At 71.9% G+C, this 11841-nt stretch carries 7 protein-coding genes and 1 pseudogene; 3 read left to right on the top strand and 5 right to left on the bottom strand.

Going from position 1 to position 11841, the window contains the following annotated elements:
• The 4 genes and pseudogenes from HW445_RS07415 to HW445_RS07400 form a co-directional block, all read right to left on the bottom strand.
• Positions 1–138 (bottom strand): annotated as a pseudogene (locus tag HW445_RS07415) (ribokinase); the annotation flags it as partial.
• A 32-nt stretch (positions 139–170) separates the two neighbouring features.
• Positions 171–2132: a substrate-binding domain-containing protein gene (locus HW445_RS07410; RefSeq protein WP_180220227.1), complete on the bottom strand. Its 1962-nt coding sequence runs from the start codon at positions 2130–2132 to the stop codon at positions 171–173.
• Positions 2122–3672 (bottom strand): sugar ABC transporter ATP-binding protein, encoded by a 1551-nt coding sequence (locus HW445_RS07405; RefSeq protein WP_180220226.1) that lies wholly within the window; start codon positions 3670–3672, stop codon positions 2122–2124. The genes HW445_RS07410 and HW445_RS07405 overlap by 11 nt, the downstream gene beginning before the upstream one ends.
• A complete protein-coding gene (locus tag HW445_RS07400; RefSeq protein WP_180220225.1) occupies positions 3669–4703 on the bottom strand; it encodes a LacI family DNA-binding transcriptional regulator in 1035 nt (344 codons plus the stop codon). The genes HW445_RS07405 and HW445_RS07400 overlap by 4 nt, the downstream gene beginning before the upstream one ends.
• A gap of 232 nt (positions 4704–4935) precedes the next feature.
• On the opposite strand from HW445_RS07400, the gene HW445_RS07395 reads away from it, so the two are divergent.
• The 3 genes from HW445_RS07395 to HW445_RS07385 all read left to right on the top strand — a co-directional run bounded on the left by HW445_RS07395 (position 4936) and on the right by HW445_RS07385 (position 9157).
• The gene (locus HW445_RS07395) at positions 4936–5295 is read left to right on the top strand and encodes a hypothetical protein (protein ID WP_180220224.1); all 360 of its coding nucleotides are present in this window, start codon (positions 4936–4938) and stop codon (positions 5293–5295) included.
• Positions 5296–5363: 68 nt separating this feature from the next.
• Positions 5364–7646, top strand: a complete 2283-nt coding sequence (locus HW445_RS07390) for an ATP-dependent RecD-like DNA helicase (RefSeq protein ID WP_180220223.1) — start codon at positions 5364–5366, stop codon at positions 7644–7646.
• Positions 7647–7864: 218 nt separating this feature from the next.
• Positions 7865–9157 (top strand): citrate synthase, encoded by a 1293-nt coding sequence (locus tag HW445_RS07385; protein ID WP_151774982.1) that lies wholly within the window; start codon positions 7865–7867, stop codon positions 9155–9157.
• A gap of 698 nt (positions 9158–9855) precedes the next feature.
• Here HW445_RS07385 and HW445_RS07380 read toward each other — a convergent pair.
• Positions 9856–11841: copper-translocating P-type ATPase (locus HW445_RS07380; RefSeq protein ID WP_180220222.1), on the bottom strand; the 1986-nt coding region annotated here is incomplete at its 5' end.

Here is an 11841-nt window from a genome sequence, read left to right as displayed (position 1 = left end):
CTGGTTGGCGCCCTTGCCGCCCGGGTGGACGGCCAGGTCGGAGCCGAGCACCGTCTCACCGGCGGCGGGCCGGCGCTCGACGCCGATCACCAGGTCGGCGTTGGCCGAACCGACGACCACCAGGTCGTAGTCGTACATCACTGTCTCCCTCACTCGGACCACTCGGACCGTCAGCCGCCGAACGAGCCGACGTTCTCCTTGGTGACGACCTTCACCGGCACCTTGACCAGGTCCTTGAGGTCCTTGCCCTGCGCGGCGTCCAGCGCGTTGCGCACCGCGATCCTGCCCAGCTCGGTGGGCTGCTGGGCGACCGAGGCGTAGAGGGTGCCCGCCTCGACGGCCTGGAGACCGTCCGGGGTGCCGTCGAAGCCGACGACCTGCACGTCCTTGCCGGCCTTCGCACCGAGCGCCTTGGCGGCGCCGAGCGCCATCTCGTCGTTCTCGGCGAACACGCCCTCGATGTCGGGGTGCGCCTGCAGCAGGTTGCTCATGACGTCCAGGCCCTTGGTGCGGTCGAAGTCCGCGGGCTGCTTGGCGACGACCTCGATGCCCGGGAACTCCTCGAGCCCCTCGGCGAAGCCCTGGCCGCGCTCACGGCTGGCGGAGGTGCCCGCCTGGCCCTGGAGGATCACGATGGTGCCCTCGCCGCCCAGCTTCTCGCCCAGCGCACGGGCCGCCATCCGGCCGCCCTCGACGTTGTCCGAGGCGACCAGCGCGTCGATCTCCGCCTTGTTGACGCCGCGGTCCACGGCCACCACCGGGATGTCCGCCTTGTTGGCCGAGCGGACCGACGGGCCCGCCGCGTCCGAGTCGACCGGGTTGACCACGATGGTGGACAGGCCGGAGCTGGTGAAGTTCTGCAGCTGGTTGGCCTGCTGGGACGCGTCGTTCTGCGCGTCGGTGACGGTCAGGTCCACGCCCAGCTTCTTCGCCTCCTGCTCCGCGCCCTGGCGGATCTGGACGAAGAACGGGTTGTTCAGGGTGGAGAGCGACAGGCCCACCTTCTGCTTGGCGGCCTGGTCGGAGCCGTTGTGCAGGAAGGACATCGCGGCCACCACCGCCGCCGCGACCACGGCGGCCAGCAGGTAGGTCAGCGCCTGCTTGCCGCGGTTGCCGCGGTTGCCGCCGCCCGCCGCACCGGCCGCCGCCGGGGTGGCGCCCGCCTTGCGGCGGACGGTGTCGAGCAGGACGGCGAGCGCGATGACCACGCCGATGACGACCTGCTGCCAGAAGGCGGAGACGGAGAGCAGGTTGAGGCCGTTGCGCAGCACGGCCAGGATCAGCGCGCCGATCAGGGTGCCGGAGGCCTTGCCGACGCCGCCGGCCAGCGAGGCGCCGCCGATGACGACCGCCGCGATCGCGTCCAGCTCGTAGCCCTGCGCGGCCTGCGGCTGCGCGGAGGAGAGGCGGGAGGCCAGCACGATGCCCGCCGCGGCGGCGAACAGTCCGGACAGGGCGTAGATCGCCAGCTTCTGCTTCTTGACCTTCAGGCCGGAGAGGCGCGCGGCCTCCTCGTTGCCGCCGATGGCGTACATGGAGCGGCCGATGTAGGTGCGGCCCAGCACCAGCGCCGTGATCAGACCCATGACGATCATCACCAGGACCGGCACCGGCAGCCAGCCGCCGAGGGTGTCACCGAGGTGCGAGACCGAGTCCGGGAACGGGATCGGGCTGCCCTGCGAGATCACCAGCGACAGACCGCGGGCGATCGACAGCATGGCCAGGGTGGCGATGAACGGCGGCAGCTTCCCGTAGGAGATCAGCACGCCGTTGACCAGGCCGCAGGCCAGACCGGTGGCGACCGCGAGGATCACGGCGATCCACACCGGCACGCCCTCGGAGGTCGCCGTCCACGCCAGCACGGTCGCCGACAGCGCGGCCACCGAGCCCACCGACAGGTCGATGCCCGCCGAGACGATGACGAAGGTGACGCCGAACGCCAGGATGGCGGTGACCGCCGCCTGGACGCCGATGTTCAGCAGGTTGTCCGCCGTCAGGAAGTCGCCGGACAGCGCCGACATGGCGACGACCAGGACGATCAGCGCGGTCAGCGCGCCGTTGTCGAGAAGAATGCGGCGCAGGCCGCCGGCGCCACTCGCGCCCGGCTTGCTCTTGAGCGTGTCAGTGGCCACGGGGGGCCTTCCCTTCCTCGTCGCCGGCCTCGTCGCCGGTGGTGTTCGTGGACTGCGGGGAGACGGCGAGAGCCATCACCGCGTCCTGGGTCGCCTCGTCGGCGGGCAGTTCGCCCGCGATCCGGCCCTGGGCCATCACCAGGACCCGGTCGCTCATGCCGAGCACCTCGGGCAGGTCGCTGGAGACCATCAGGACCGCCGCTCCGGCGGCCGTGAGTTCGTTGATGAGCTGGTAGATCTCGACCTTGGCGCCCACGTCGATGCCGCGGGTCGGCTCGTCGAGGATCAGCACCCGGGTGTCGGCGAGCAGCCACTTGCCGATGACGACCTTCTGCTGGTTGCCGCCGGACAGGGTGCGCACCTGCTGGTCGAGACCGGCCATCCGGACGCCGAGCTGCTCGGCGATCCGCCCGGCGGCCCGCCGCTGGCCCTTGCGGTCCACCAGCCCGGCCTTCGTCGACGACCGGAGGGTGACCAGGCCCAGGTTCTCCGCCACCGAGGCGTCGAGCACCAGGCCCTGGCCCTTGCGGTCCTCGGGGATCAGCCCGATCCCGGCGTCCAGCGCGGCGTTGACGTCGTGCCGGCGCACCGCCTCGCCCGCCACCGTCACCGAGCCCGCGTCGTAGGGGTCGGCGCCGAAGACGGCGCGCACCACCTCGGTGCGGCCCGCGCCGACCAGGCCGGCGACGCCGACGACCTCACCGGCGCGGACCTCGAAGGAGACGTCGTGGAAGACGCCGTCCCGGGTCAGCCCCGCCACCCGCAGCAGCGGCTCGCCGGCCGCGGCCCGCTCGCGCGGGTACTGCTGCTCGATGGAGCGGCCCACCATCAGGCGCACCAGCTCGGCCTCCGGGGTGGAGGCCGGGACCCGGCCGACGCTGCGGCCGTCGCGGATGACGGTGACGCGGTCGCCGAGTGCGGCGATCTCCTCCAGGTGGTGGGTGATGAAGACGACGCCGACGCCGTCCTCGCGCAGCCGGCGGACGATGGAGAACAGCTTCTCCACCTCCTCCGAGGTGAGCACCGCGGTCGGCTCGTCCATGATCAGCACCCGGGCGTCCAGGCTGAGCGCCTTGGCGATCTCCACCATCTGGAGGCGGGCGATGCCCAGGTCACGCACCCGGGCACGCGGCGAGACCGGCACGCCGACCCGCTCCAGCAGCTCGGCGGCCTCGGCCTCCATGCGGCGGCGGTCGATCATGCCGTACCGGCGGGGCTGGCGGCCCAGGAAGATGTTCTCGGCCACGGTCAGGTCCGGGACCAGGTTGAACTCCTGGTAGATGGTCGCGATGCCGAGCTTCTCGGCGTCCTGCGCGCTGCCGATCGTCACCTCCCGGCCGTCGACCAGGATCCGGCCCTCGTCCGGGCGGTGGGCGCCGGAGAGCGTCTTGATCAGCGTGCTCTTGCCCGCGCCGTTCTCACCGAGCAGCACGTGCACCTCGCCGCGCCGCAGGTCGAAGTCGACGCCGTCGAGCGCGACCACGCCGGGGAAGGCCTTGCGCACTCCTTCGATGCGCAGCAACTCGTCCGTGTCGCTCACGGGTCGCTCCTCTTCTGGGGATGGGTCTCGCCGTCCTCGCCGCACGAGCGGCGTACGACGAGCCGGGCGGGGAGGGTGACGGACCGGGCGGTCCGGCCCTCGATGCGGTCGACGAGGGCGCGCACGGCCGCGCGGCCGAGCTCGCCGGTCGGCTGGGCGATCGCGGTCACCGGGGGGCCGGTGTGGACGAACCAGGGGATGTCGTCGAAGGCCGCCAGCGCGATGTCCTCCGGCACCCGCAGGCCCCGCGCGCGCACGGCGTCCAGGGCGCCCAGCGCCATCAGGTTGTCGGCGGCGAAGACGGCCTCGGGGGGCTTGGGCAGGTCGAGGAAGCGCTCGGTGGCACGGCGGCCGCTGTCGGCCTGGAAGTCGCCCTGGCCGATGTAGGCGTCGGGCAGCTCCAGTCCGTGCGTGGCGAGCGCCTCGCGGAACGCCTCGACGCGCTCGCTGCCGGTGGTGGTGGCCGCGGGGCCCGCGATGATGGCGAGCCGGCGGTGACCGAGGCGGTGGAGGTGGGCGACCAGGTCCCGGACGGCGCCGCGGCCGTCGGAGCGGACCACCGGGACGTCCACGTCGTCGGCGCCGGGGATCCACCGGTCCACGAAGACCACGGGGGTCCCGGCGCGCGCGGTGTCCAGCAGCAGCGGGGTGCCGCCGTCGGTGGGGGAGACCAGCAGACCGTCGATCCGGCGGTCCACCAGATTGCGGATGTGGTGGTCCTGGAGCTCGGGACGCTCGTCGGCGTTCCCGATGATCACGCTGTAGCCGAGGGCGCGCGCCTCCTCCTCCACGGCCCTGGCGAGCTCGGTGAAGTAGGGGTTCATCACGTCGCTGATCACCAGCCCCACGGTGCGGGTCTGGTCGGTGCGCAGGGACCGGGCGACGGCGTTGGGGCGGTACCCCAGCTCCTCGACCGCGGCCAGCACCCTGGCGCGGGCCTCCTCGCTCACCGACGGGTGGCGGTTGAGCGCCCGTGACACGGTGGCGACGGAGACACCGGCGCGCGCGGCGACATCCTTGATGCCAGGCATCCGCGGTTCCACCTCCTTGTGGAAACGATTACAAGAGGGATTGGAAACGATTACACGGTCGGATGACAAGACCCTGACCCGGGTTTGTGACATAGCTCGCTCATGTGAGCAGTAGTGATCATGGGTGAGCGAGGCGGGTCGGCGGCGATTGCCGCGATCGCCGCCGCTCAGCCCTTACCGGCGAGTAGCATCGCGGCGTCCCGTTCGGAGGAGACCCTCGGAGGAGTACTCGATGTCCCGCTCGCCCCTCGCCCTCGCCGCCCTCCTCGCCACGGCCGGCGCCGCCCACTTCGCCCGCCCCCGCGTCTTCGACGGCATCGTCCCCGGGAGCCTGCCCGGCTCCGCCCGTGCCTGGACCTATGCCAGCGGCGCCGTCGAACTCGCCCTGGCCGCCGGTCTGGCCGCGCCCCGCACGCGGCGCACGGCCGCCATGGCCGCCACCGCCTTCTTCGTCGGCGTCTTCCCCGCCAACGTGAAGATGGCCCGGGACTGGCGCCACCGCCCCGCCCCGCTCAAGGCCGCCGCGTACGGCAGGCTCCCCCTCCAGATCCCCCTCGTCCTGTGGGCCCGCGACGTCGCCCGCAAGAGCTGACCGCCCGTTCCTCCCCGGTTTTCCACAGGCCCCGCGGCACTGTCGTCCCGCGGCGGTAACGTCGGACCATGGCAACTGAGCCCGTCCGCAAGCCCGCCGTGCTCGAAGGCGTGCTCGAACGCGTCACGTACGCCAACGAGGAGAACGGCTACACCGTCGCCCGGGTGGACACCGGCCGCGGCTCGGGCCCGGGTGAACTCCTCACCGTCGTCGGCGCGTTGCTCGGCGCGCAGGTCGGGGAGTCGCTGCGCATGGAGGGCCGCTGGGGCTCCCACCCCCAGTACGGCAAGCAGTTCCACGTCGAGAACTACACCACCGTCCTGCCCGCCACGGTCCAGGGCATCCGCCGCTACCTCGGCTCCGGCCTCGTCAAGGGCATCGGTCCGGTCTTCGCCGACCGCATCACGCGCCACTTCGGCCTGGACACCCTCACGGTCATCGAGGAGTCGCCGGACCGCCTCGTCGAGGTCCCCGGCCTCGGCCCCAAGCGCACGCGCCGGATCGCCGCGGCGTGGGAGGAGCAGAAGGCGATCAAGGAGGTGATGCTCTTCCTCCAGACCGTCGAGGTGTCGACCTCCATCGCGGTGCGCATCTACAAGAAGTACGGCGACGCCTCCATCTCCGTGGTGCGGAACCAGCCCTACCGGCTCGCCGCCGACGTCTGGGGCATCGGCTTCCTCACCGCCGACAAGATCGCGCAGTCCGTCGGCATACCCCACGACAGCCCCGAGCGCGTCAAGGCGGGCCTCCAGTACGCGCTCTCCCAGTCCGCCGACCAGGGCAACTGCTTCCTCCCCGAGGAGCGCCTGATCGCCGACGCCGTCAAGCTGCTCCAGGTCGACACCGGCCTGGTCATCGAGTGCCTGTCCGAGCTGGCCGGGCCGGGACCGGACGGCGAGGAGCCGGGGGTGGTCCGCGAGAAGGTCCCCGGACCGGACGGCGGCGCGGGGACCGGCGACGGTCTCGTCACCGGCGTCTACCTGGTCCCGTTCCACCGTGCGGAGCAGGCGCTGGCCTCCCGGCTGCTGCGGCTGCTGCGCGCCGAGGACGACCGGATGCCCTGGTTCCAGGGCGTCGACTGGGGCAAGGCGCTCGACTGGCTGCGCACCCGGACCGGCGCCGACCTGGCGCCCGAGCAGGAGGCCGCCGTCCGGCTGGCGCTGACCGAGAAGGCCGCCGTGCTCACCGGCGGGCCGGGCTGCGGCAAGTCGTTCACGGTCCGCTCGATCGTGGAGCTGGCTCGCGCCAAGCGCGCCAAGGTGGTGCTGGCCGCGCCCACCGGCCGGGCCGCCAAGCGGCTCGCCGAGCTCACCGGCGCCGAGGCCTCCACGGTCCACCGGCTGCTCGAGCTCAAGCCCGGCGGTGACGCCGCCTACGACCAGGACCGCCCCCTCGACGCCGACCTGGTCGTCGTCGACGAGGCCTCCATGCTGGACCTGCTGCTCGCCAACAAGCTCGTCAAGGCGGTCGCCCCCGGCGCCCACCTGCTCTTCGTGGGGGACGTGGACCAGCTCCCCAGCGTCGGCGCCGGTGAGGTGCTGCGCGACCTGCTGGCCGACGGCAGCCCGGTCCCCTCCGTCCGCCTCACCAGGGTGTTCCGCCAGGCCCAGCAGTCCGGCGTGGTCACCAACGCCCACCGGATCAACGCGGGACAGCACCCGGTCACCGACGGGCTGAAGGACTTCTTCCTCTTCGTCGAGGACGACACGGAGGAGGCGGGCCGTCTCACCGTCGACGTCGCCGCCCGCCGGCTGCCCGCCCGGTTCGGCCTCGACCCCCGCCGCGACGTGCAGGTGCTCGCCCCGATGCACCGCGGCCCGGCGGGAGCGGGCGCGCTCAACGGGCTGCTGCAACAGGCGGTCACCCCGGCCCGCCCCGGTCTGCCGGAGAAGCGGTTCGGCGGCCGCGTCTTCCGCGTGGGGGACAAAGTCACACAGATCCGTAACAATTATGAAAAGGGGAAGAATGGGGTGTTCAACGGCACGGTCGGCGTCGTCACCTCGCTCGACCCCGACGAGCAGCGGCTGACGGTGCTCACCGACGAGGAGGAGGAGGTGCCCTACGACTTCGACGAACTCGACGAACTGGCCCACGCCTACGCGGTGACCATCCACCGCTCGCAGGGCAGCGAGTATCCGGCCGTGGTGATCCCGGTGACCACCGGCGCCTGGATGATGCTCCAGCGGAACCTGCTCTACACGGCGGTGACCCGCGCCAAGAAGCTCGTCGTCCTCGTTGGCTCGCGCAAAGCCATCAGTCAGGCGGTGCGCACCGTGTCGGCCGGCCGGCGGTGCACGGCGCTGGATTTCCGGCTCTCGGGGCGGCTCTCGGCACCCCGCCCGCCGGAGTGAGGAATCTTTTCGATAAAAATGATCGATCAAATGGGTCGCAAAGGTCACAGGGACCTTCCGCATCCCGCCCAAGACGGGCAGGATGAACAGGTTGACGGCACTGAGTGCCGCCGATGGGCCCGATGGTCGACCCCGAGTGCACTCGCCAGAGCCAGTTGGGGGAAGGTAGAGGCGGTCAGGGCACCTCGAAGATGAGGACTAGGTCGGTGAGGGAAGACGTGAGCGACAACTCTGTAGTACTGCGGTACGGCGACGGCGAGTACACCTACCCGGTGGTCGACAGCACCGTCGGTGACAAGGGCTTCGACATCGCGAAGCTCCGGGCTCAGACCGGCCTGGTGACACTGGACAGCGGTTACGGCAACACCGCGGCGTACAAATCCGCGATCACCTACCTGGACGGTGAGCAGGGCATCCTGCGCTACCGCGGCTATCCGATCGAGCAGCTCGCGGAGCGGTCGACCTTCCTGGAGGTCGCCTACCTGCTGATCAACGGTGAGCTTCCGACCGTCGACGAGCTGACGACGTTCAAGAACGAGATCACGCAGCACACCCTGCTGCACGAGGACGTCAAGAACTTCTTCCGCGGCTTCCCGCGGGACGCCCACCCGATGGCCATGCTGTCCTCGGTGGTCTCCGCGCTGTCCAGCTTCTACCAGGACAGCCACAACCCGTTCGACGAGAAGCAGCGGCACCTCTCCACCATCCGCCTGCTCGCCAAGCTTCCGACGATCGCGGCCCACGCGTACAAGAAGTCGGTCGGCCACCCGTTCGTCTACCCGCGCAACGACCTCGGCTACGTCGAGAACTTCCTGCGCATGACGTTCTCCGTGCCGGCGGAGGAGTACGAGCTCGACCCGGTCGTGGTCTCGGCGCTCGACAAGCTGCTGATCCTGCACGCGGACCACGAGCAGAACTGCTCCACCTCCACGGTCCGCCTGGTCGGCTCCTCGCAGGCGAACATGTTCGCCTCCATCTCGGCCGGCATCAGCGCCCTCTGGGGCCCGCTGCACGGCGGCGCCAACCAGTCGGTGCTGGAGATGCTCGAGGGCATCCAGGCCAACGGCGGCGACGTCGACGCCTTCATCCGCAAGGTGAAGAACAAGGAGGACGGCGTCCGCCTGATGGGCTTCGGCCACCGGGTGTACAAGTCCTTCGACCCGCGCGCCAAGATCATCAAGGCCGCGGCGCACGACGTCCTCTCGGCGCTCGGCAAGTCCGACGAGCTGCTGGACATCGCGCTGAAGCTCGAGGAGCACGCGCTCTCCGACGAGTACTTCGTCGCCCGCAACCTGTACCCGAACGTGGACTTCTACACGGGTCTGATCTACCGGGCGATGGGCTTCCCGACCGAGATGTTCACCGTGCTCTTCGCGCTGGGCCGCCTGCCGGGCTGGATCGCGCAGTGGCACGAGATGATCAAGGAGCCGGGTTCCCGCATCGGCCGCCCGCGCCAGATCTACACGGGCATCGTCGAGCGCGACTTCGTCCCGGTGGAGGAGCGCGGCTGACCTCGGCCCGCCCCATGCCTCACAGGAGCCGCCCCGGCCTCGCCGGGGCGGCTTCGCCGTGCCGAGGCGGCGGAGGCCGCGGCGGCCGTGCGCACGCGCGGAAGAAGAGGCGCCGTGCGCACGCGCGGAGGTAGAAGCGCGGAGAAAAACGAAGGGCGCCCTGCCGCCGGTCCCCCCACGGGCCGGAGTACAGGGCGCCCTCCTGTGCCCCGGAGCGGATTCCCCCCACGGGATCCGGGCCCGGGCGTCTGCGGGCAGCGCCTGAATCGCTGCGCGCGCCGCCGTGGGCGGCACGCGGTGTGCGGTCTGCCGGGACCCGCACCTTCGGGGGGGCCGCTCAAAGCTCCCCGGTTGCACGTGCCCCGGCAACGCAGCTCCGGAGACGTCCCCCAAGACGTCCCCGCAGTCACCGGTCGCACCCCCCAAGATGCTTCCGGCACTGCCAACTTAGACCCTCGAACGGCTCCAAGGGTTACGTTGACCCCACTGTGATCTGCATCTCTCGCGGCTTCCCGTCCGCGGCCGGCGTCCGGCGTGGGGCCGTACGGCGGCGCTTGAAGATACTGCGTGAGACTTGTGAAGAGCTTATGTGAGGAACAGGTGACAGATCCAGAGGTCGGCGGATTTGCCGCAAGCGGTTTTCCGGCCAGGTGGCGGGGCCGCCCGGCCCGGCCGGACGCCCCCGCCACCTGCCGCTTTCACGCCTTCCGGCCGAAGCCGCGCAGCCGCAGGCTGTTGCTGACCACGAAGACCGACGAGAAGGCCATCGCGCCGCCCGCGATCACCGGGTTCAGCAGCCCGGCCGCCGCCAGCGGCAGCGCCGCCACGTTGTAGCCGAAGGCCCAGAACAGGTTGCCCCTGATGGTCGCCAGCGTGCGCCGGGAGAGCCGGATCGCGTCCGCCGCCACCCGCAGGTCGCCCCGGACCAGCGTCAGGTCGCCCGCCTCGATCGCCGCGTCGGTGCCGGTGCCCATGGCCAGGCCCAGGTCCGCCGCGGCCAGCGCCGCCGCGTCGTTGACGCCGTCACCCACCATGGCGACCGTGCGTCCCTCGGCCTGGAGCCGGCGCACCGCCTCCACCTTGTCCTCGGGAAGCACCTCGGCGAGGACGTCGGTCTCCTCGATGCCCACCGCGCGCGCCACCGAGACCGCGGCCCTCCGGTTGTCACCGGTCAGCAGCACCGGACGCAGCCCCAGTCGGCGCAACTCGGCCACCGCCTCGGCACTGGTCTCCTTCACGGTGTCGGCGACCGCCAGCACACCACGCGGCGCGCCGTCCCAGGAGACCACCACCGCGGTGCGCCCGGCGCTCTCCGCGGCGTCCTTGGCCCGCGCCAGCGTCTGAGGCAACTCCGGGGCCGGCCCGTCCGCCGTGAGCCGGCCGACGGTCACCTCACGCCCCTCGACACGCCCCCGCACGCCCCGTCCGGGCAGATTGGCGAACCCCTCCACGGAGGGCAGCGCGCCCACCCGCTCCTCGGCGCCGGCGGCGATCGCCCGCGCCACCGGGTGCTCGGAGGCGTGCTCCACCGCGCCCGCCAGGCGCAGCAGCTCCCGCTCCTCGACCCCGTCGGCGGGGTGTGTCCCGTGCAGCGTCATCGAACCGGTGGTGACCGTGCCGGTCTTGTCCAGCACCACGGTGTCCACCCGGCGGGTCGACTCCAGCACCTCGGGGCCCTTGATCAGGATGCCCATCTGGGCGCCGCGCCCGGTGCCGACCATCAGCGCCGTCGGCGTGGCCAGGCCCAGCGCGCAGGGGCAGGCGATGATCAGCACCGCCACCGCCGCGGTGAACGCGGCGGTGACCCCGCCGTCCACCAGCAGCCAGGCGGTGAGCGTGCCCAGCGCGATCAGCAGCACCACGGGGACGAAGATCCCCGAGATCCGGTCGGCCAGCCGCTGCACCTCGGCCTTGCCGCTCTGCGCCTCCTCGACCAGCTTCGCCATCCGGGCCAGCCGGGTGTCCGATCCCACCCGGGCCGCCTCGACGACGATCCGGCCGCCCGCGTTGACGGTGGCGCCGGTGACCGGGTCGCCCACCGAGACGTCCACCGGCGCGGACTCGCCGGTCAGCAGGGAGGCGTCCACCGCGGACGAGCCCTCGACCACCACGCCGTCGGTGGCCACCTTCTCGCCCGGCCGCACCACGAACCGGTCGCCGACCGCCAGCGCGTCCACCGGGATCCGCACCTCGCGGCCGTCGCGCAGCACCGCGACGTCCTTGGCGCCGAGTTCCATCAGCGCCCGCAGCGCCGCCCCGGCGCGCCGCTTGGAGCGGGCCTCGAGCCAGCGGCCCAGCAGGATCAGCGCGGTGACCCCGGCCGCCACCTCCAGGTAGAGCGTCCCGGAGGCCTCGCCGCGGGAGACGGTCAGGCTGAACTCGTGCCGCATGCCGGGCATGCCCGCGTCACCGAGGAAGAGCGCCCACAGCGACCAGCCGAACGCCGCGAGCGTGCCCAGCGAGACCAGCGTGTCCATGGTGGCCGCGCCGTGCCGGGCGTTGGTCCAGGCGGCGCGGTGGAAGGGCAGCGCCCCCCACACCACGACCGGGGCGGCCAGGGTGAGGGAGAGCCACTGCCAGTTGTCGAACTGCAGCGCCGGGACCATCGCCAGCAGCACCACCGGCGCCGCCAGGACGGCGGAGACGGTGAACCGCGTCCGCAGCGCCGTCACCCCGGGGTCGTC

Source organism: Streptomyces sp. UH6 (assembly GCF_013421635.1).
Classification (GTDB): Bacteria; Actinomycetota; Actinomycetes; order Streptomycetales; family Streptomycetaceae; genus Streptomyces; species Streptomyces abyssomicinicus.
The sequence above is the reverse complement of the archived record's forward strand: the minus strand, read 5'-3'. Positions and strand labels throughout refer to the sequence as shown.

What these genes read in the sequence shown, in the direction of transcription:
- HW445_RS07400 (WP_180220225.1), bottom strand. Translation starts at nt 4,703, where the DNA reads ATGCCTGGCATCAAGGATGTCGCCGCGCGCGCCGGTGTCTCCGTCGCC.
- HW445_RS07395 (WP_180220224.1), top strand. Translation starts at nt 4,936, where the DNA reads ATGTCCCGCTCGCCCCTCGCCCTCGCCGCCCTCCTCGCCACGGCCGGC.
- HW445_RS07390 (WP_180220223.1), top strand. Translation starts at nt 5,364, where the DNA reads ATGGCAACTGAGCCCGTCCGCAAGCCCGCCGTGCTCGAAGGCGTGCTC.